Genomic DNA, 20,529 nt, shown 5'->3' on the forward strand with positions numbered 1-20,529 from the left:
TGCAAACCGGCAATCGAACGCACCCCACCGCCATCGATTGGCAGTAGATATCTTTCGCCTTATCAACATCGGTTTGGTAGCATCTCGCCCATGACTGATTTTTCCGCCACCACGGCCACGCCTCCGCGTATCCGCCGTCGCCAGATCCTGGCGCTTGTCCTGCTGGTCGTTACCGGCGTCATCAATTACCTCGACCGCGCCACCCTGGCGGTCGCCAATGAATTCATCCGGGCGGACCTCGGGCTTTCGCTTGGCCAGATGGGCCTGCTGTTGTCCGCGTTCTCGTGGAGCTATGCCCTGTGCCAGCTTCCGGTGGGCGCGCTGGTGGACAAGATCGGGCCGCGCTGGCTGCTGGGCATGGGGCTGGTGGTGTGGTCGCTGGCACAGATGGCCGGCGGTTTCGCTTCCACCTTCGGCTTTTTCGTGCTGGCGCGCATCGTGCTCGGGATTGGCGAGGCGCCGCAGTTCCCGGCCGCGGCGCGCGTGGTCAGCAACTGGTTCCCGCCGCGTTCACGGGGCACGCCGACCGGCATCTTCAACTCGGCCTCGCCGCTCGGCGTGGCGCTGGCGCCCCTGTGCCTGTCGCCGCTGATCGCGGCCACTAGCTGGCATTGGGCCTTCTACGTGACCGGGGCCATGGGCCTGGTCGCCGCGGTGGTCTGGGTCAGCCTGTACCGGGATCCGGTGCGCGAAGAGCTGACCGAGGAGGAGCGCGCCTATCTCGACGCCGAGCAGAAGGTCGAGGCGGCCCCTCAGATGGGCTTCGCGGCCTGGGCGGCGCTGTTCCGCCACCGCGCTACCTGGGGCATGCTGCTGGGCTTCTTCGGCTCGGTCTACCTGAACTGGGTGTTCCTGACCTGGCTGCCGGGCTACCTGCGCACCGAGCGCAAGATGGACCTGGCCTATGCGGGGCTGGCCGCCACCGTTCCTTTCCTGTGCGGCTTCTTGGGCGCGCTGATCGCGGGCTGGGCCTCGGACCGGGTGGCGCGCATGGCGAAGTCTCCGGTGTCGGGACGCCGGACGGCGGTGGTGGTGTCGATGCTGGGCATGGTCGGCTTCACGATCCCGGCGGCCCTGGTCGAGAGCAACGTGGCGGCGATCGCGTGCATCTCGGTGGTCATCTTCCTGGCCAATGCGTCTTCGGCCTGCTCGTGGTCGCTGGCCACGGTGGCCGCGCCGCCGAGCCGTGTGGCTTCCCTGGGCGCGATCCAGAATTTCGGTGGCTTCCTGGGTGGGGCGCTGGCGCCCATCCTCACCGGTTTCATCGCGCAGAGCTGGTCCTTCGTGCCGGCCTTGCTCACCGGCGCGGGCATCGCCTTCCTGGGCGCCATGTGCTACCAGTTCCTGGTAGTGAAGCCGATTCCAGAGCACGGCTGAGCGCGTCGTTGTAAAAAGCGAACAACACGCTAGCTGATTGACCTCATCAGGATGCGTCCCAGGTTTTTCCTTCATGTTCGATCGCGGCCGGCCACGAGCCTGGCCGCCATCGGGCATTTCCTTATTTCCGGGCCGCTTCGTGCATCGCCTTTTCGGCGTTAAAGCCGTCGTGATTCTCGAAGACGCCCATGAAACCCGGGACTGTTTCGGCGCGCGACCAGTCGCGTTGAAGCTCGCAGTACATCTGGACCCGGCTGATGAGTGTCACGCCCGCTTGCTCCATGCGGCGCAGCGCCGCCTCGTGTGCGGCAAGCGAGGTACCTCCCACCGCATCGACCGGCACGTAGACCTCGTAGCCCTCCTGGATCGCGTCGAGCGCGGGAAAGGTCAGGCAGGCCTCGGTCCACAGCGCGGTCATGATCAGCTTGCGCCGGCCGAGCGCCTTGACCGCTTCCTTGAATTCGGTGTCCTCCCAGCTGTTGATGGAAGTGCGGTCGTAGGTCGGCAGGTGGCCAAGCACGTCCTGCAGCTCGGCGATCGGAGGCTTGTTGCGGCCGGTCGCGACATTGACGGTCGAGTGGATGATCGGGAGCTTGTAGTTCAGGGCCGCCTTGGCGGTGCTGACGATGTTGAACACCAGTTCATCGCGTGGCATTGAACGGATAGACGAGACCTGGACCGGCTGGTAATCGATGATGATCAGCGCCGCATTTTCGGGGGTCAGCAAATGATCGGTATGCGGATTGCGGATTTTTTCGGTGGTCATGATTTCTACGCTCCTTGCGGTGATGGGATGAATATCCGGGCAGGCTGGGCGAATACCGCATTACCTGAACGGCTATTGTGCTGTTCCTGACCGCGTTTCGATAGCGCCATCCGCCGGCAAGTTGCGTCGCGCGGCATGCAACCCCGCGTGCAAACGCAGTCATGCCATCCGGCGTTCCCGGACCGGCAACCCAGCTTGTCGTTCGCCGCTACTACCGTCAACGAACGCACGACAGCACAATCCAGGTTCCGGCAACACGCCGACCCGGTGCTGCCCGGCAGATCTCAACGGAGAGCATATGAACCAGAACGGCAAGCTTGTTCTAATGGACAGGGCCAAGGGACGCTTCGGCTTGTTAGTCGAGGAAAGTGGCTACCTGCTGGCCGAGCAGCTGGATGCCCAGCCGATGGCGGTCGGCGGGACATTGTCCGGTTCGATGGACACGGTCGGCATCGAAACGCTGACCGATACCGCCACAGGCATGGAGTACAGCGTCTTCATCCTGGCGTATGGGCTGTCGCGCGAAGCCGTGGAGGAGGAACTCAGCTAAGAGGCGTCTCGAACGCGCGCCCCCGTCGGGCGCAGGCAATCATCGTACATTGCCGCCAGGTGGGCAATGGCTTCGTCTACGTATTCCGGTTTGTCGTACATGTCGTAGTGGTCGGCGCCGTCGATCACAACGAAGTCGCGGCGATTGCGTGCACGTTCCCACAAGGCTTTGCCAGCTTCGTGCGAGAAAGTGGTTCCGAGTTTTCCGCCAACGATCACCTGGAGCGGCTGTACCAGCAGTTCGCTGGCGAGATGGAAGGCATCGAAGCCCAGCAGGAGCGCATCGCTGATGAACAGACGCTGGTTGCTGCGATTCCCATGATGGCCGCGTGGCGTGGCGTAATAGTCGATGGCATTGAGCAAGCTCGGATCAGCGACCCCCGCAGCCTGCGCTTCCTCAGGACTGGGCAGCCAGGCAACGCGGCGCCGCTCCTGGCCCCGCGCCTCGGCTGTGCGCTGGCGGCCGACCGCCACCAGCATCTCCTCGACGGCGCCGGCCTGCGGCTGCATGCGCCGGAAGGCCGTGCCGATATCGTTGGCAACGACCGTGCCTACCGCCTTGAACCTGCGCTCGATCAGCGCCGCATTCACGGCATAGCCGCCTCCGGCGCAGATGCCGAGCAGGCCGATCGCTTCTTCGTCGACGAAGGGCTGCGTTACCAGGAAGTCGACGGCGCAGCGGATGTCCTCGACACGCACGGCCGGATTTTCGGCATCTCGCGGCAAACCGCCGCTCTCGCCCTGGCAGGACGGATCGAACACGAGGCTCAGGTAACCGCGCTGCGCCAGCTTCTGCGCGTAAGTCGCACCGGCCTGCTCCTTGACGCTGCTGCCGGGGCCGACCACCACGATGGAAGGGTAGGTCCCGTCTTCGCGGAAGCCCGGAGGCAGGCGCAGATCGCCGACGATGTCCGTGCCATTGTTCTTGAAGGTAATACGTCGACATTCCACCGTCATGATGTCCTCCTCGGTATGCGTGGGAATATACCCCGTCCGATCACACCTCGGTAGCGACCGGTGCAGCGCAGCTGCGTCGCGCGCAGCGGAACGTTCTGAAGAGTCAAGACGACGTGCAAGCGCTTCAAGAGGCCTGCGTCTTGTCGAAATACTCGATCAGCAGTTCGGTGAGGGTGCGCACTTTTGCGGTGGTGCGCTGGCCGGGCGGACGCACTACGTAGGCGCTAGCCGGCGGCAGGGAGTGATTGGATAGGACCGCTACCAGTGACCCGGCATTCAGGTGTTCGCGAACCAGGCCAGTGGGTAGGCAAGCGATGCCCAGTCCGGCCAGCGTGGCAGCAAGGAGGGCGTTGCAATTGTCAGCCTTGAAGCGCCCTTGCGGGCGCACTGCGACCCTAGTATCTCCGTTCATGAGATACCACGCTTCAGTGCCCTGCATGAGGGCCTGATGGTGTTGGAGTTCTTCCAATGTCTCCGGGGAACCGTGCTCGGCGACGTAGGCCGGGCTGGCCACAACCGTTCGATAGATCGGGCCGACGCGTCGCGCGACCAGGGTGGAGTCTTGCAGGTAGCCGAGCCGAATCGCACAATCGTAGCCTTCCGCGATCAGATCGACGACCTGATCAGTGTATGAGGTCTGGATGTTCAGCAGTGGATGACGCCGCGCCATTTCAGCGATCACAGGTGCAAAATGCGTCGAGCCGAAGGACAGTGGCGCGGAGATACGCAGCCGTCCGCGCAGGTCGCCTGCTGGATGGATGGCTTCTCGCGCAAGATCCATCTCTGCACAGGCCCGGGACGCGTAGTGCATGAAGGTCAAGCCAGCCTCGGTCAGCGCCGCGCCACGCGAAGTGCGCGACAGTAGCTGCAGTCCCAACTCGTCTTCAAGACGGGCGAGGCGCCGGCTGACGACCGATTTTGACAAGGCGAGTCGCGAGGCTGCCGGCGAAATTCCGCCGGCGCCGGCAACCTCGACGAAGGTCTGCAGCACTTCGATATCCACTTTCATACTCCCGTTCCGTCCGCACCGCCATGTCCGGCCGGATGAGGCAGGGGGATGAGCTGCCCGAAGCGGCCGCTTTGCAGGTCGCGGAACGCCGCCTGTATCTCCGCCTCGGTATTCATGACGAAAGGACCGTGGCCGGCGATCGGCTCATCGATCGGCTCGCCGCTGAGGACCAGGATACTGCAGTGCGTATTCGCTTCGATCCGCAGCATCGTGCCGGTGCTGCCGGCCAGCGCCCACTGGGTTTCGCGGAGCACGTCGGTCTGCCCGAGCAGGGCGGTGCCGCGGATCATGATGAACAAGGCCGTCCTTCCCGCCTTCAGAGGCAGGGTGACCGTCATGCCCGCATCCAGGCGCAGGTCCCATACATCGATTCCCGTGAAGGTGCGCGCCGGTCCCTTGCGGCCGGCAAAATCACCGGCGATGAGGCGCAGCCGGCCGGCATCGGCGGGCAGGGGAAGGACGGGAATGTCCGCGGAGCGTATCGACTGGTAAGCGGGCGGCGCTAATTTGTGGCGCCGCGGCAGGTTGACCCATAACTGCACCATCTCCAGCATCCCTCCCGCGCGTGTGAAGGCCTCGGAATGGAATTCCTCATGCAGGATGCCCGATCCGGCCGTCATCCATTGGACGTCGCCAGGACCGATCACGCCACCCCCGCCGTTGGAATCGCGGTGTGCCAATTCACCCTGGTACACGATGGTGACGGTTTCGAAGCCGCGGTGCGGATGCTGGCCGACGCCGCGCGGCTGCGGCGATGGGGAAAACTCCGCCGGCCCCGCATGGTCGAGCAGCAGGAAGGGACTGATCTGCTGCGCCATGTCGCGGTAGGAAAACAGGGTGCGTACCGGGAAGCCATCCCCGACCCAATGCGGACGCGGTGCGCTAAAGACGCCAATGATGGATTTCATTTTGCTTCCCTCTAAGATTGGAACTCATGTTAGTGAACCCGGCAACAGGTAAGGACCTCCGCATGCCGAACTCAAAGCTGAGCCAAGTTATCGGCCTCCGACGAGCGGAGGGGTAGTCGGGTTAAACCGGCGACTTGTTGACTCGTAGAGCGTTTTGTCAGTGATGGGTCGGCCGCTTGTACCTGTATCCGGTAGCAACTGCCATGCCAATGATGTATATGGTGCGACGCCGCATCACGCTCTTCAGCGCGAAACCGAAGTTAAGGTGCAAAAAATGGCGCATCGCAGCATTCATTGCGGGGAATTTGGTTTTATCAAATAGTAATTTTTTCCGGTAGCGTGTTTACGACTCTACGAAAAGATGAAATGTACGCGCAGACGACGTATGCAGAAGGAGGACCTTCGTGGCGGCCTGGTCGAGGTCCCGACACGCCGGGCGTTCCGCTTTCCGCAACATAGTGTGGTGATTTTCGGGGCTAGGAGCCGCCATTCCAGATCGTTACGATGCGCACTATTCGCATGACTTGACAGCGCATGCCATGGGTAGTCCGACAACCGTATATGGAGAGTTATAGAATGATTGATCTGAAGGGTAAGCGTGCACTGGTCACCGGAGGTTCGCGCGGAATTGGCGCGGCGATCGCATTGGCGCTGGCGGAAAACGGCGCCAACGTCGCGTTCACCTACCGCACGGAGGCCGGCAAAGCGCAGGCCATGGCCGCTTCCATCGAAGGGCTGGGCCGCCGCGCTATCGCGATCCAGGCTGACAGCGCCGATCCGGAAGCGATCACGCGTTCCGTCGACCTGGCTGTCGATGCACTTGGCGGACTCGATATCCTCGTCAACAGCGCAGCCGTCGGCCTGAATGGAATGATTGCCGATCTCGATATCGACGCTTACCAGGCGATGATGGATGTGAACGTGCGTGCTCCGCTCCTGTATGCCAAAGCGGTCATCCCGCATCTGGGCGCTGGCGGCCGTATCGTCTCGATCGGATCGGGTTTGGGAGAGCGGGTGCCCTTTCCGGGCGTGACGGCGTATGCAATGTCCAAGTCGGCCCTGCTCTCGTTTACCCGCGGGCTGGCGCGTGAACTCGGCCCGCAGGGAATCACTGTCAATCTCGTGCAGCCCGGCTCCACCGACACGGATGCGAATCCGGCCGACGGCCCGGCTGCCGACTTCCAGCGCGGCATGACGGCCCTGGGACGCTTCGGTGAGCCCAGGGAAGTCGCGAACGCGGTGGTGTTCCTGGCCAGCCCGGCGGCCAGCGTGATCACGGGTGCCATCCTTACCGCCGATGGTGGCGCGCTCGCCTGAGTGCAAAGGAAAGACGGAATTGGATATCGAAGAGCTCCAGTCCTTCGTCGAGGTTGCCGATGCAGGCGGCATCTCGTCCGCGGCGCATCGTCTGGGCGTGTCGAAATCCATCGTCAGCCGCAGGCTGTCGAAGCTTGAAACCGAACTCGGGGTCCAGTTGCTGGCGCGGACGACCCGGGGCGCCGCTCTTACGGAAGCCGGAGCAGCGTTCCGGGAATACGCCGCCCGGATGCTGGCGGACTTCGATTCGGCGCGGGAGACCATCCTTCCCGCCGGACCCTTGCGCGGCCGTTTTCGAGTCGCTGCACCCATTTTGTTCGGGCCGTCGCAAATCGGCCCAGTCCTCGCGGAGATGGCGCGCAGCCATCCGCTGCTGCGCATCCAGGCCAGCTACAGCGATCGCGTGGTCGACCTCATCAGCGAAGGTTTCGATTGCGCGATCCGAAGCGGCCATCTCCAGGATTCCAACCTGATGGCAAGACGCGTCGGCAGCATCCATGGCAAGCTGGTGGCAAGCCCCAGCTATATCGACGCCTTCGGCGCTCCCGAGACGCCGGACGAGCTTTCTCGTCACCAATCCCTCATGCAGGGAACAGAAAGCTGGCGCTTCCTGGATGGCGACCAGCCGATCGTGGCGCATCCGCAAGGAAGCTTCAAGGCCGATAACCCCGTCGCGCTGCTCGCGGCTGCGGTTGCCGGGCTTGGCCTGGCCTACCTGTCCGATTGCGTGATTGCCGAGCACCTGGCATCGGGCGCGCTGGTGCCGGTGATGGTGCGCTATCCTCCTCAACCTTCGGGTATCTATGTCGTCCGTCCACCGAGCCCACATTCGTCGCGCAAGGTCCGCGTCCTGACCGATGCGCTGCTCGTGCGCTTTGGCGGAACGGCGGAAGATTAGGCAGCGGGCCTGGGGGAAGGCAGCAGCGCTATCCACCTGGAGCGCATGCCCCCACACTCGCCTAAGAAATTAATTATCATGGACTGGAATGTCGGTTTTTTAAAACCTGTTCTGATGTCCGACCACGCTGTTTCACATATTAAGGATGTACATGCTGCTGCCTGCTATTCCCTTCGCCAGAACCACCATGCTCGGCCTGCTCGCAGCCGCGCTATCTTTGCCGGCCGTGGCCGCTGAGCCGGCATGGGTTACGAAAAGTAATACCAACGCCAAGGTCTTGCTGAACGTCCTTGCAAAATATTCTCCCGAGACAGCCAGCAATTTGGGCGTCGACGGCTATGACGAGCAGATCATGGACCTGTCGCGCGACCAGTTCGACGCATCCAATCGAGATCTGGGCGCCGCCATCGCTGAGCTGCAGAAGCGCTTGCGCAGCGAGACTGACAGCAAGATCAGGCAAGACCTGCAGATCCTGATCGACAAGGCCCAGGACCAGCTCAAGACGGCCGCCCTGCAGCGCAAGTACTTCATGCCCTACCAGGACTTGACCCGGGTGGTGTATGGCGTGGTGCGCGCGACGCTCGACCCACGCATTCCGCCAGCGCGCCAGCGTACGCTACTGGCCCGCCTGGACAAATATGCGGGACTGGCCAAGGGCTATCGGCCGATTACGGAACTGGCGCAGGAACGCTTGCAGGAGCGCCTGAAAGCGAACCCGAAACTGCTCGGCCCTTACAAGGGCGAGGTCGAGCAGTCGATCAACGACGCGCCCACTCTGCTCAAGGGTATGCGCGAGCTGCTGGCGAAAAGCGGGCTGACGGGTTGGGAACCGCGTTTCGATGCGCTGGAAAAGCAGCTGTCGGCCTACAACGCGCGCGTAAAGGCGGAGATCCTGCCGCGCGCGCGCGCTGACCATCGCCTGCCGCCGGAAGTCTATGCCGACAACCTGAAGAACTTCGGCGTCGATATCAGCCCGCAGGAACTGATCTCCAAGTCGCTCACTTCGTTCGCGGAAATCCGCAATCAAATGCAGATCACTGCCAACCTGGTGGCAAAAGAGCGTGGATTCAAAAATGCCGATTATCGCGCCGTCATGCTCGAACTGAAGAAGCAACAGATCCCGACCGACCAGGTGATGCCGCTGTATGCCGAGCGCCTGGCCGCGCTGGAAAAATCGGCGCGTGAGCAGAAGGTCGTCACCCTGCCCGAGCGGCGCGCCGTGATCCGGCTGGCGACGATGGCTGAGAATGCGGCGCAGCCGGCACCGCACATGAGTCCACCTCGCCTGATCGGCAACACTGGGGAGTACGGCGAATTCGTGCTCACTACCGGTATGCCGCCCGATGCAAGCGGCAAGCAACTGGTGTTCGACGACTTTACCCACCAGGCCGGCACGTGGTCGATCACGGCGCATGAAGCGCGTCCGGGCCACGAGATGCAGTTTGCGAAGATGATCGAGACCGGGGTGTCGACGGCGCGCGCGGTGTTTGCCTTTAACAGCGTCAACGTCGAGGGCTGGGCCCTGTATGCGGAAGCAGAGATGCAGCCCTACGAGCCGCTCGACGGCCAGTTGTTCGCGCTGCAGGCGCGCGGCATGCGCGCGGCGCGCGCCTTCCTCGACCCGATGGTCAACCTGGGTGAGATCACCCCCGAGGATGTGAAGGTCTTCCTGATGCGGGAGGTCGGTCTTTCAGAGGGCATGGCAACCCAGGAGGTGCAGCGCTACACCTTCCGCTTGCCGGGCCAGGCCACCTCCTACTTCTACGGTTACCAGCGCCTGATGGAGACGCGCCAGGCGGCCGAAGTGGCGATGGGCAGCCGTTTCGACCGCCAGAAGTTCAACGACTTCGTGCTGGCGCAGGGGCTGATTCCCCCGAACCTGTTGCGCAAGGCGGTGATGGAGGAGTTCGTCCCGTCGAAGCCCTAGGAAATCGGCAGCGCGGTGCTTGCCTCCTGGCGAGTACCGTGTTCGGATAAAAAAACGGCGGCCATTTGCGTGGCCGCCGTTTTTTCAAATAATGAGATTTATCTCATGTAGTTTGAGAACCTCCACACAGGAAGGATCAAACGTCGATATTACCTGCCTGCAGCGCGTTGGTCTCGATGAAGTTACGACGCGGTTCCACTTCGTCGCCCATCAGCGTGGTGAAGATCTGGTCCGCCGCAATGGCGTCCTCGATCTGCACCTTCAGCAGGCGGCGCACGGTCGGATCCATGGTGGTCTCCCACAGCTGCTCGGGATTCATCTCGCCCAGACCCTTGTAGCGCTGCTTCGACACGCCACGTTCGGCTTCCTCACGCAGCCACAGCATCGCCTCGTGGAACTCGCGCACCGCGAATTCCTTCAGCTTCTCGCCTTCGCCGCGACGGATGATGGCGCCTTCGCCCATCAGGCCACGGAAGGTCGCCGCCGCGTTCGACAGCACCGCGTAGTCCGGGCCGGCGACGAAGTCGGCGTCGATCGAGGTCACCTGCACGTTACCGTGACGCATACGCTCGATGCGCAGCGCATGTTTCTCGGACAGGTCATCCGAACGCACGCTGATCTTCACGGCCGGATCGTTGATCGCCGCCTCCATCGCCTTGGCCGAAGCATTGGCGTTGTCGATGGTGGTCATGTCCAGGGTCACGCCGCTCATGATCGCGGTCAGGGCGGCGCGGTCGATCACGCGCGACAGGCGCATCATGATGGCGTTGGCCAGGTTGTACTGGCGCACCAGCTCGCCCAGCGCCTCGCCGCTGATCGGGTCGGCGCCTTCGCGCGGCAGCAGCGACGCATCCTTCAGCGCCACGGTCATCATGTAGCTCGCTTCCTCGACGTCGTCCTTGAGGTAGCGCTCGTCGCGTCCGGCCTTGACCTTGTACAGCGGCGGCTGCGCGATGTACACGTGGCCGCGCTCGACCAGCTGCGGCATCTGGCGATAGAACAGGGTCAGCAGCAGGGTGCGGATGTGGGCGCCGTCGACGTCCGCGTCGGTCATGATGATGATGCGGTGGTAGCGCAGCTTGTCGACATTGAATTCGTCCGGACCGATCGAGGTGCCGAGGGTCGCGATCAGGGTGGTGATCTGCTCCGACGACAGCATCTTCTCGAAGCGCGCCTTCTCCACGTTCAGCACCTTGCCGCGCAGCGGCAGGATGGCCTGGAACTTGCGGTCGCGGCCCTGCTTGGCGGAGCCGCCTGCCGAGTCACCCTCGACGATGTAGAGTTCGGCCAGCGCCGGGTCGCGTTCCTGGCAGTCGGCCAGCTTGGAGGACAGGCCCAGGCCGTCCATCACGCCCTTGCGGCGGGTCAGGTCGCGCGCCTTGCGGGCGGCTTCGCGCGCACGCGCCGCTTCCACGATCTTGCCGCAGATGATCTTGGCGTCGTTCGGCTTTTCCATCAGGTAGTCGGTCAGGGTCTTGGCGACGATCTCCTCGACCGGGCCGCGCACTTCGGACGACACGAGTTTATCCTTGGTCTGCGACGAGAACTTCGGCTCCGGCACCTTCACCGACAGCACGCAGGTCAGGCCTTCGCGCATGTCGTCGCCCGAGATCTCGACCTTGGCCTTCTTGGCGAAGTCGTTCTCGTCGATGTACTTGTTGATCACGCGGGTCATCGCCGCGCGCAGGCCGGTCAGGTGGGTGCCGCCGTCGCGCTGCGGGATGTTGTTGGTGAAGCACAGCACCTGCTCGTTGTAGGCGTCGTTCCACTGCATCGACACGTCGACCGTGATGTTGGTGCCGTTGTCCGAGACGCGCTCGCCGGTCGCCTGGAACACGGTCGGGTGCAGCACGTTCTTGTTCTTGTTGATGTACTCGACGAAGCCGCGGGTGCCGCCCTCGAAGGCGAACACTTCTTCCTTGCCGGTGCGCTGGTCGGTCAGCTTGATGTTGACGCCGTTGTTCAGGAACGAAAGTTCGCGGATACGCTTGGACAGGATCTCGTAGTGGAACTCGACGGTGGTGAAGATCTCTTCGTCGGCCCAGAAGTGCACTTCGGTGCCGCGCTTGTCGGTCTCGCCGATCACCTTGATCGGGGACACTTCGACGCCGTTGACGATCTCGATCTCGCGGTTCTGCGGGACGCCGCGCACGAATTCCATCTGGTGCACCTTGCCGTTCTGGCGCACGGTCACGCGCAGCAACTTCGAGAGCGCGTTCACGCAGGACACGCCGACGCCGTGCAGGCCGCCGGACACCTTGTAGGCGTTCTGGTTGAACTTGCCGCCGGCGTGCAGCTCGGTCAGGGCGATCTCGGTCGCCGAGCGCTTCGGCTCGTGCTTGTCGTCCATCTTGATGCCGGTCGGGATGCCGCGGCCGTTGTCGGTGATGGAGACCGAGTTGTCGGAGTGGATGGTGACGTGGATCTCGGAGCAGAAGCCGGCCAGGGCTTCGTCGATCGAGTTGTCCAGCACCTCGAACACCAGGTGGTGCAAACCGGTGCCGTCCGAGGTGTCGCCAATGTACATGCCCGGACGCTTGCGTACCGCTTCCAGGCCTTCCAGGATCTGGATCGAGGAGGCGCCGTATTCTTCCGCCTGCGGGGCGGGGGCCATTACTGCTTGGGTATTCTCGGACATGGACTGCTTTCTATAAAACGGGTGATTTCAGGTGCTTGATGCACTGAGCTGGTCGCAGCGGCGTTGGCACGCTGGTTGGCTCCCTTGCACCTGCAACCTAAAAACCGTCATTCCGGCGCAGGCCGGAATCCAAGTTGTATGCGCTCATGCAAACTTGGATCACCGTGGGGCCGCCGAGGCCTACGCGGGGATGACGGGTTGAGGCTATGTCTTAAGCTTGAGCGCGCGGTCTGCCTGCATTCACATCAAATACGCATCGGCATGACGACATACTTGAAGTCGCCATTGTCGGGAATCGAAATCAGCGCCGACGAGTTCGAGTCGCCCAGGGCGATGTTCACCTGGTCGCACTTGAGGTTGTTCAGCACGTCGAGCAGGTAGGTGACGTTGAAGCCGATGTCGATCGCGTCGCCGCCATAATCGATCTCCAGCTCCTCGACCGCCTCTTCCTGGTCGGCATTGGTCGAGCTGATCTTCATGCTGCCCGGCCCGATGATGCAACGCACGCCCTTGAACTTGTCACTGGTCATGATCGCGGCGCGCTGCAGCGAACGCAGCAGCTCGTCACGGCTGATCGTGAAGTCGTTCTTGTAACCCTTGGGGATCACGCGCGTGTAGTCAGGGAACTTACCCTCCACCAGCTTCGAGATCAGCTCGATGTCGGCGAAAGTCAGCTTCACCTGCGAAGCCGCGATGTCCAGGCGAACTTCCTCGTCGCTCTCCTCGAGCAGGCGCTGCAGCTCGATGATGGTCTTGCGCGGGATGATCACTTCCTGGCGCTCGAAGGACTGCTCGGACTCCACCTGGCAGAAGGCCAGGCGGTGGCCGTCGGTCGCCACGGCGATGATGTTGTTGCCATCCAGCACCAGCAGCAGGCCGTTCAGGTAGTAGCGGATGTCCTGCTGGGCCATCGCGAAGTACACCATGTTGAACAGGTGCTTCAGGGTCTTCTGCGGCAGGGTCACGGTGGCGTTGTAGCTGTCGGCCACCGACACCGTCGGGAATTCCTCGGCCGCCAGGGTCTGCAGGGCGAAGCGCGACTTGCCGCTCTGGACGGCCAGGCGCTTGTTCTGCAGGGTCATGGTCACGTCGCCCGACTCGGGCAGCGCGCGCAGGATGTCGAGCAGCTTGCGCGCGGCCACGGTCGTGCCCGTGACCTCGTCGCCCGCACCGATGTCGGCGTGCGTGGTGATCTGCACTTCGGTGTCGGTCGACAGGAACGAGACGCTTTCACCGTTCTTGCGAATGAGGATATTGGCCAGAATCGGCATAGTGTGCCGACGCTCGACAATACCGCTCACGATCTGCAGTGGCCGGAGAAGCGTGTCTCGGGTGGATTTGACCAATTGCATAGGTTTATCCTCAGTAGAGTTTGTTTTGTTGAACTTGTTTCTAATGCAGTATTTTGCCATTGCCCGGAGAGAACACAAACCCCGGGCAGGGGCCCACTTCTTTACCCTTTGAGGGTTTGCTCCAGCACGTGCAGCTCATGGTTGCACTCGGCGTTCTTGGCCCGGTCCTGGGCGATCTTGCGCACCGCATGCAGCACGGTGGTGTGGTCGCGTCCGCCGAACAGCTCGCCGATTTCCGGCAGGCTCTTTTGCGTCAGTTCCTTGGCCAGGTACATGGCGATCTGGCGCGGGCGGGCGATGTTCGCCGGCCTGCGCTTGGAATACATGTCCGCGACCTTGATGTTGAAGAAGTCGGCCACGGTCTTCTGGATGTTTTCCACCGAAATCTGGCGGTTCTGCACCGACAGCAGATCCTTCAGGGCTTCCTTCACCACGTCGATGGTGATGTCCTTGCCGTGGAAGCGCGAGTAGGCCAGGATCTTGCGCAGCGCGCCTTCCAGCTCGCGCACGTTGGAGCGCAGGTGCTTGGCCACGAAGAAGGCGACGTCGTCGTTCAGGGTCACGCCCTCGGACTGGGCCTTCTTGAGCAGGATCGCCACGCGCATCTCGAGCTCCGGCGGCTCGATCGCCACCGTCAGGCCCGAGTCGAAGCGCGAGATCAGGCGGTCGTCCATGCCGGTGATCTCTTTCGGATAGGTATCCGAAGTGATGATGATCTGTTTCTTGGCTGCAATCAGGGCTTCGAAGGCATAGAAGAACTCTTCCTGGGTACGGCTCTTGCCGCCAAAGAATTGAATATCGTCGATCAGCAGCATGTCCAGCGAGTGGTAGTAATGCTTGAAGTCGTCGAAGCCCTTGCGCTGGTAGGCGGTGACGACGTCGCGCACGTACTGCTCGGCGTGGATGTAGCGGATGCGCGCGCCCGGCTGGTCGGCCATGACCTGGTTGCCGATCGCGTGGATCAGGTGGGTCTTGCCCAGGCCCACGCCGCCGTAGAAGAACAGCGGGTTGTAGGACACGCCCGGGTTGTTGGCGACCTGGATCGCGGCGGCGCGCGCCAGCTGGTTGGCCTTACCGGTCACGAAGCTCTCGAAAGTCAGCTCGGTGTTGATGCGGCTCTGCTCGCGCTTGGGCGAATTAGCGATGTTCAGGTTCTGGACGGTGTTTTCCTGGCCGACGGGCGGCGGACGCAGCAGGCCCGTGCCGGGCGCGGCGCCATCGCTGTTGGGCGGGACCGGCGCCGCCGGCTTGCGCGGCGGGTTGGTGCGCGGGTCGAGCACGAACTGCACCTCCACCGGCGCTTCCCAGTACTGGGCGGCGAGCTCGGTGATGCGCGTGGCGAACTGCGTCTTGACCCAGTCGAGCTTGAAGCGGTTGGGCGCGGCGATGCGCAGCTTGCCGTCTTCGTAGTCGAGGGCGACCAGGGGTTTGATCCACGCACTGTACTGCTGGGGCGTCAGTTCAAGCTCCAGCTGCGCGGAACAGGTCTGCCAGAAATTTTCCATACTTCGCTAATTGATACGTAACACGCTATTTTACCTGTCTCTGCGGGAGTTATCCACAGGTTGTCGCGACTATTTTCAAGCAAAAGCGGGGCCGGCGCAGCACCGCAGGCGGCGTCCGGTGGGGGAAAACCACGGCGGATTGAACAACAGCCGCCTTGACAGTCGGGCCGGAAGTAGGGTCTAATTCAGGGTTCCCCGCCCGGTCACCATGTCGTGCTGTCAATTCGACAGCGGATGCAGGCCGGGCGAAGAGTATCTGCTGTGGCGTGACGCTGGCTTAACATCTGCGAACTGTCATTGGCGCCGAATCCTGACGACGAGACGTCAGACCCGATTTTGCAATTTCTTTTGCTTTAAGCGAGACCACCATGAAACGTACTTACCAACCTTCCGTCGTTCGTCGCAAGCGCACGCACGGCTTCCGCGCACGTATGGCTACCCGTGGTGGCCGTCAGGTCCTGAACGCACGCCGCGCCAAGGGCCGCAAGCGCCTGGCAGTCGTCTAAGCACGGCACGCCCGCAGAGCGACGCGGTCGGCCATGACAGGCGAAGGTTCGCACGACTTCGCGCGCGCTCGGCGCATCGTTAAAACGGATGAATTTTCATCCGTTTTTCGTTTGCGGCCGGCACAAAAAACCGCGCATTTCGTGCTCTACACCCGACCCAGCACGCTGCCGCATGCGCGGCTGGGCGTCGTCGCGGCCAAGCGTTTCGCACCGCGCGCGGTCACGCGCAACACGATCAAGCGCGTCACGCGCGAGCTGTTCCGCACCAGCCGGCTCCAGGCCGTCGACTGCATCGTGCGCCTGTCGCGCCCGGTGAACGCCAAGGACGGTCCGGCGACCACCCGCGCCCTCAAGGCCGAGCTGCGCGCCGAACTGACGCGCCTGTTCGCTTCCCAGCGCCCGCGCCGCGCGCCCGGCGATCCTGCGACCCCCTCATCATGAAGACGCTGCTCGTCTGGTTGCTGCGCGGCTACCAGCTGCTGCTGTCCCCGATGATCGGGCCGAAGTGCCGTTTTTATCCGAGCTGTTCCAGTTACGCGATCGAGGCCCTGCAGGTGCACGGCGCCGCCCGCGGCTCGCTGCTGGCCGCGCGCCGCGTGTGCCGCTGCCACCCGTGGAACCCGGGCGGCGTCGATCCGGTGCCGCCGCGCACCAGGGATTCCCATCCGGCCGCTAAAGGCTGTCATCACTCCTGACGAAGACCCCAATGGAAATCAATAAACGTACCATTCTGTGGATCGTGTTCGCCATCTCCCTGATTGTTCTGTGGAACAACTGGATGGTGTCGACCGGTCAGCAGTCGCTGTTCTCGCCGGCCAACCCGGCCAAGGTCGCCCAGCAGCAGGCCGCCGCCAAGCCGAACGACGTGCCCGCGCCTGCGCAAGCGGGCAGCGCCGCCGTGCCCGGCACGCCGGCCGCCGCCGCAGCCCCGGGCGCACCGGCCGCGCCCGCCGTGGCCCCGCGCCAGACCGTCACCGTCACCACCGACGTGGTCAAGGTCGACATCGACACCCAGGGCGGCGTCATCAAGCGCCTCGAGCTGCTGAACTATCCGGACCACTTCGACAAGACCAAGAACCAGGTCCTGTTCGACGTCAGCGGCAACAACGTCTACCTGGGCCAGACCGGCCTGATCGGCACCAGCGCCGCCGGCGTGCTGCCGAACCACACCACCCCGTTCACCGTCCGTCCGGGTGTGCGCACCCTGGGCAACGGCAACCAGGTGCAGGTCGTGATGGACGCGGAGCAGGGCGGCGTGCGCCTGACCAAGACCCTGACCTTCCGCCGCGGCGACTACGTGATCGGCATCCGCCATGACGTGACCAATACCAGCGCCGCGCCGGTCCAGCCTTCGCTCTACCTGCAGCTCCAGCACGACGGCAACAAGCCTGCCAACGATTCCTGGTTCATGTCGAGCTACACCGGCCCGACCCTGTACACCGCCGAGGACAAGTACCAGAAGCTGACCTTCGAGGAAATCGAGAAGGGCAAGGCCGAGCACTCGACCAAGGCCAACAACGGCTGGGTTGCGATCTCGCAGCACTTCTTCGTCTCGGCCTTCATCCCGGCCGACCAGATCCAGCGCGACATCTTCACCAAGAAGATCGCGACCAACCTGTACGCCATCGGCACCGTGCAGCCGCTGGGCAGCGTGGCCCCGGGCGCGACCGTGTCGACCGACACCCGCCTGTATTCGGGTCCGCAGGACGAGAAGACCCTGGAGAAGATCGCCCCGGGCCTGGAGCTGGTGAAGGACTACGGCATGCTGACCGTGATCGCCAAGCCGATCTTCTGGGTGATGGACCAGCTGCACTCCCTGCTGGGCAACTGGGGCTGGACCATCGTCGCCCTGACCATCCTGATCAAGCTGGCCTTCTTCCCGCTGTCGGCGGCCGGCTACCGCAGCATGGCCAAGATGCGCGTGGTGACGCCGAAGATGCAGGCGATCCGCGAGCGCTACAAGAACGACCCGATGAAGATGCAGCAGGCCACCATGGAGCTGTACAAGACCGAGAAGATCAACCCGCTGGGCGGCTGCCTGCCGATCCTGGTGCAGATGCCGGTCTTCTTCGCCCTGTACTGGGTGCTGCAGGCCTCGGTCGAGATGCGCGGCGCGCCCTGGATCGGCTGGATCACCGACCTGACCCAGCCGGACCCGTACTACATCCTGCCGATCCTGTACGCGGTGTCGATGTACATCACCACCAAGCTGAACCCGCAGCCGACCGATCCGGTGCAGGCGAAGATGATGCTGTTCATGCCGCTGGCGTTCTCGGTCATCTTCTTCTTCTTCCCCTCGGGGCTGGTGCTGTACTGGGTGGTCAACAACATCCTGTCGATCGCGCAGCAGTGGGTGATCACCAAGAAGTACGAGACGGCCAAGTAATCCGCTGCCGCTTCGCGAAGAACCCGCGCCGTGGCGCGGGTTTTTTTATGGGCTGATGGTGCGATCGTAAACCTGGATCCCGCGGGGCCGCCGAGGCCTGTGCCGGGATGACGTCTTGAAGCCGCGGGCCAACCTATAGGTCAATGGCCCGCTCCCTTAGCACGTCATCCCGGCGCAGGCCGGGATCCAAGTTCTGCCCGCACACCCCTCAGCCCGCAAAACCCGAATCCCTTACAATCCCCCCATGAAACTCGACACCTCCCCCATCGCCGCCATCGCCACCGCCCCCGGCCGCGGCGGCATCGGCGTCGTGCGCGCCTCCGGCAAGTCGCTGGCCCCGCTGATCGACGCCCTGTTCCCCGGCGCCACCCTGGCCCCGCGCCACGCCACCTACATCCCCTTCAAGGACGCCGCCGGCAGCGTGATCGACCAGGGCATCGCCCTCTACTTCAAGGGCCCGCATTCCTACACCGGCGAAGACGTGCTCGAACTCCAGGGCCACGGTGGCCCGATCGTGCTGCAGATGCTGCTCCAGCGGGTGCTGGAAGCCGGCGCCGCGCACGGCCTGCGACTGGCCGAACCGGGCGAATTCACCCGCCGCGCCTTCCTGAACGACAAGCTCGACCTGGCCCAGGCCGAAGCCGTGGCCGACCTGATCGACGCCTCCACCGAAGCCGCCGCCAAGTCGGCCTCGCAGTCGCTGTCGGGCGCCTTCTCGCAGGTGGTGCACAAGCTGGTCGACCAGACCATCAACCTGCGCATGCTGGTCGAAGCCACCCTCGACTTCCCGGAAGAGGAGATCGACTTTCTCGAGAAGTCGAACGCGCGCGGCCAGCTGGCCGACATCATCGAGGCGCTGGAAGCGGTGTTCCGCCAGGCCGCGCAAGGCGCGCTGCTGCGCGAAGGCCTGAACGTGGTGCTGGTGGGCCAGCCCAACGTCGGCAAGTCCTCCCTGCTCAACGCCCTGGCCGGCGCCGACGTCGCCATCGTCACCCCGATCGCCGGCACCACCCGCGACAAGGTGACCGAGACCATCCAGATCGAAGGCATCCCGCTCAACATCATCGATACCGCAGGCATCCGCGCGCTCGACGAAGGCGTGGACGTGGTCGAGGCGATCGGCATCGAGCGCACCTGGGGCGAAGTCGGCAAGGCCGACGTGATCCTGCACCTGCTGGACGCGAACCTGGGGCCGAGCAAGGCCGACGAGGAGATCGTGGCCGCCTTCCCCGAAGGCGTGCCGGTGCTGCGCATCTGGAACAAGATCGACCTGTCGGGCCACAGGCCGTCGAAGGAAGAGGGCGCGGACGCCACCCACCTCTACCTGTCGGCGCACGAGAAGCTCGGCATCGAACTGCTGCGCGCCGAGCTGCTGCGCATCGCCGGCTGGCAGCAGACCGGCGAATCGCTCTACCTGGCGCGCGAACGCCACCTGATCGCACTGCGGGCCGCGCGCGAGCACCTCGAACTGGCGCGCCAGCACGCGATGCAGGATGACCAGTCGCTCGACCTGTTCGCCGAGGAGTTGCGCCTGGCGCAGGATCAGCTCTCCAGTATCACCGGGCAGTTCACGCCGGATGACTTGCTGGGGGTGATCTTCAGCCGGTTCTGCATCGGTAAATGAATCTTGCAGAGTGAGCTCGGAGATTCGCTGCTGTCAGCGCTCAGAGCTCTCGAGAGAGGGCGCTCGGGCGTCGCATCAGTCTGCAACACGGCCCTGATGTTCATGAGCGGACAGAGAATGCGTAGACCCTCTATCGACCCGAAGCGGACCACCCGGGGTCAGTCCATCATGGACACGAAAGCGCCGGTTTGCGGGTCTCTCGCAAACGATGCGCCTCCAGGCGCATCAAGAAGATCGATGAAGGAATCATCTTTGGAAAGCACCCGGCCGAGGGAAACGAAGGCAATATTGTCCGGGTCATCCATGTACTCATCCGATTCGTCACCCGCCGCGATGCGCCAGCCGCTATCGTTCTCATTGTCAGGCTCCTCACGGTACAAATAGCCGACTTTCGCCCCATCGCTCAGAATCCGTTGAGTGACGAAACATCGTTTGGCATATCGCTCGACGATATTATCGTGGCTGTCATGCGGCGTATTGATGATGTGCCGGGCATCGAAGGCCACCTCATCACCCAGCTTCAGGTCTTTGATCCAATAGGGCTCGTTGTCCAGCCGTCCAAGAAATTTCCCGTCCAGGCCAACATGATCCACGATTACCCACATTCTCTCGGCTCCCGGCGCCTCGGGGTCGTCTGACTCGAAATTGAAAATCAGCTTGACGACGTCGCCGGGTCGGACGAGCGCGATTGCTTCCCTGGGCGGTTTGAAGAAGGTGTATTTGTTCGCGGCTGCCAACTCATCCGCATCTTCCAGCGTCCAACTCGGCATACGATGTCATCCCTCATCAGGTTTCATGATCTTCGCTAAT

Annotated in this window: 17 protein-coding genes and 2 pseudogenes; 10 read left to right on the forward strand and 9 right to left on the reverse strand. The window is 63.2% G+C overall.

From position 1 onward, the window contains the following. The first annotated feature begins 90 nt into the window (after positions 1-90). On the forward strand, positions 91-1,377 hold the full coding sequence (locus B0920_RS24825) for an MFS transporter (RefSeq protein WP_078035382.1): 1,287 nt from the start codon (positions 91-93) through the stop codon (positions 1,375-1,377). A 121-nt stretch (positions 1,378-1,498) separates the two neighbouring features. On the opposite strand, the gene B0920_RS24830 is transcribed toward B0920_RS24825, so the two are convergent. Then, positions 1,499-2,143, reverse strand: coding sequence for a hydrolase (locus B0920_RS24830; protein WP_078035383.1), 645 nt, complete (start codon positions 2,141-2,143; stop codon positions 1,499-1,501). A 298-nt stretch (positions 2,144-2,441) separates the two neighbouring features. On the opposite strand from B0920_RS24830, the gene B0920_RS24835 reads away from it, so the two are divergent. Beyond that, positions 2,442-2,693, forward strand: coding sequence for a hypothetical protein (locus tag B0920_RS24835; protein ID WP_078035384.1), 252 nt, complete (start codon positions 2,442-2,444; stop codon positions 2,691-2,693). On the opposite strand, the gene B0920_RS24840 is transcribed toward B0920_RS24835, so the two are convergent. From B0920_RS24840 to B0920_RS24850, 3 genes are all read right to left on the reverse strand, one after another. Continuing rightward, the gene (locus B0920_RS24840) at positions 2,690-3,649 is read right to left on the reverse strand and encodes an alpha/beta hydrolase (RefSeq protein WP_078035385.1); all 960 of its coding nucleotides are present in this window, start codon (positions 3,647-3,649) and stop codon (positions 2,690-2,692) included. The genes B0920_RS24835 and B0920_RS24840 overlap by 4 nt on opposite strands. 124 nt (positions 3,650-3,773) lie before the next feature. Further along, a complete protein-coding gene (locus tag B0920_RS24845; RefSeq protein WP_229456864.1) occupies positions 3,774-4,658 on the reverse strand; it encodes a LysR family transcriptional regulator in 885 nt (294 codons plus the stop codon). Then, positions 4,655-5,566: a pirin family protein gene (locus B0920_RS24850; RefSeq protein ID WP_078035386.1), complete on the reverse strand. Its 912-nt coding sequence runs from the start codon at positions 5,564-5,566 to the stop codon at positions 4,655-4,657. Before B0920_RS24850 ends, B0920_RS24845 begins: the two co-directional genes overlap by 4 nt. A gap of 576 nt (positions 5,567-6,142) precedes the next feature. Here B0920_RS24850 and B0920_RS24855 point away from each other — a divergent pair. From B0920_RS24855 to B0920_RS24865, 3 genes are all read left to right on the forward strand, one after another. Beyond that, positions 6,143-6,883, forward strand: coding sequence for an SDR family NAD(P)-dependent oxidoreductase (locus B0920_RS24855; RefSeq protein ID WP_078035387.1), 741 nt, complete (start codon positions 6,143-6,145; stop codon positions 6,881-6,883). A 19-nt stretch (positions 6,884-6,902) separates the two neighbouring features. Then, the gene (locus B0920_RS24860) at positions 6,903-7,781 is read left to right on the forward strand and encodes a LysR family transcriptional regulator (protein WP_078035388.1); all 879 of its coding nucleotides are present in this window, start codon (positions 6,903-6,905) and stop codon (positions 7,779-7,781) included. Positions 7,782-7,932: 151 nt separating this feature from the next. Further along, complete coding sequence (locus tag B0920_RS24865) at positions 7,933-9,708, forward strand: DUF885 domain-containing protein (protein ID WP_078035389.1); 1,776 nt, start codon at positions 7,933-7,935, stop codon at positions 9,706-9,708. Between the two features lie 136 nt (positions 9,709-9,844). On the opposite strand, the gene gyrB is transcribed toward B0920_RS24865, so the two are convergent. From gyrB to dnaA, 3 genes are all read right to left on the reverse strand, one after another. Then, entirely contained in the window at positions 9,845-12,346 is a 2,502-nt protein-coding gene (gene gyrB / locus B0920_RS24870; protein ID WP_078035390.1) for a DNA topoisomerase (ATP-hydrolyzing) subunit B, read from the reverse strand. A 245-nt stretch (positions 12,347-12,591) separates the two neighbouring features. Next, on the reverse strand, positions 12,592-13,698 hold the full coding sequence (gene dnaN, locus B0920_RS24875; RefSeq protein ID WP_078035391.1) for a DNA polymerase III subunit beta: 1,107 nt from the start codon (positions 13,696-13,698) through the stop codon (positions 12,592-12,594). Positions 13,699-13,799: 101 nt separating this feature from the next. Beyond that, positions 13,800-15,203 carry a chromosomal replication initiator protein DnaA gene (gene dnaA / locus B0920_RS24880; RefSeq protein ID WP_078035392.1) on the reverse strand — a complete coding sequence of 468 codons (1,404 nt, stop codon included), beginning with the start codon at positions 15,201-15,203 and terminating at the stop codon, positions 13,800-13,802. A 368-nt stretch (positions 15,204-15,571) separates the two neighbouring features. Between dnaA and rpmH the strand changes: the two genes are divergently transcribed. The 5 genes from rpmH (at position 15,572) to mnmE (ending at position 19,719) form a co-directional block, all read left to right on the forward strand. Then, positions 15,572-15,709 carry a 50S ribosomal protein L34 gene (rpmH, locus tag B0920_RS24885; RefSeq protein WP_078035393.1) on the forward strand — a complete coding sequence of 46 codons (138 nt, stop codon included), beginning with the start codon at positions 15,572-15,574 and terminating at the stop codon, positions 15,707-15,709. A 33-nt stretch (positions 15,710-15,742) separates the two neighbouring features. Continuing rightward, a complete protein-coding gene (rnpA, locus tag B0920_RS24890; protein WP_078035394.1) occupies positions 15,743-16,150 on the forward strand; it encodes a ribonuclease P protein component in 408 nt (135 codons plus the stop codon). Then, positions 16,147-16,404 carry a membrane protein insertion efficiency factor YidD gene (yidD, locus tag B0920_RS24895; RefSeq protein WP_078035395.1) on the forward strand — a complete coding sequence of 86 codons (258 nt, stop codon included), beginning with the start codon at positions 16,147-16,149 and terminating at the stop codon, positions 16,402-16,404. The genes rnpA and yidD overlap by 4 nt, the downstream gene beginning before the upstream one ends. 11 nt (positions 16,405-16,415) lie before the next feature. Further along, a complete protein-coding gene (gene yidC, locus B0920_RS24900) occupies positions 16,416-18,095 on the forward strand; it encodes a membrane protein insertase YidC (protein WP_078035396.1) in 1,680 nt (559 codons plus the stop codon). A gap of 244 nt (positions 18,096-18,339) precedes the next feature. Beyond that, the gene (gene mnmE / locus B0920_RS24905) at positions 18,340-19,719 is read left to right on the forward strand and encodes a tRNA uridine-5-carboxymethylaminomethyl(34) synthesis GTPase MnmE (RefSeq protein WP_078035397.1); all 1,380 of its coding nucleotides are present in this window, start codon (positions 18,340-18,342) and stop codon (positions 19,717-19,719) included. 158 nt (positions 19,720-19,877) lie between these two features. On the opposite strand, the pseudogene B0920_RS26415 reads toward mnmE, so the two are convergent. Both B0920_RS26415 and B0920_RS26420 read right to left on the reverse strand, forming a co-directional pair. Beyond that, positions 19,878-20,108 (reverse strand): annotated as a pseudogene (locus tag B0920_RS26415) (DUF2185 domain-containing protein); the annotation flags it as partial. Between the two features lie 105 nt (positions 20,109-20,213). Then, positions 20,214-20,489: pseudogene (locus tag B0920_RS26420) on the reverse strand (DUF2314 domain-containing protein); the annotation flags it as partial. Between the last annotated feature and the right edge of the window lie 40 nt (positions 20,490-20,529).

The sequence above is a fragment of the Massilia sp. KIM genome (genome assembly GCF_002007115.1).
Taxonomy (GTDB): Bacteria; Pseudomonadota; Gammaproteobacteria; order Burkholderiales; family Burkholderiaceae_D; genus Telluria.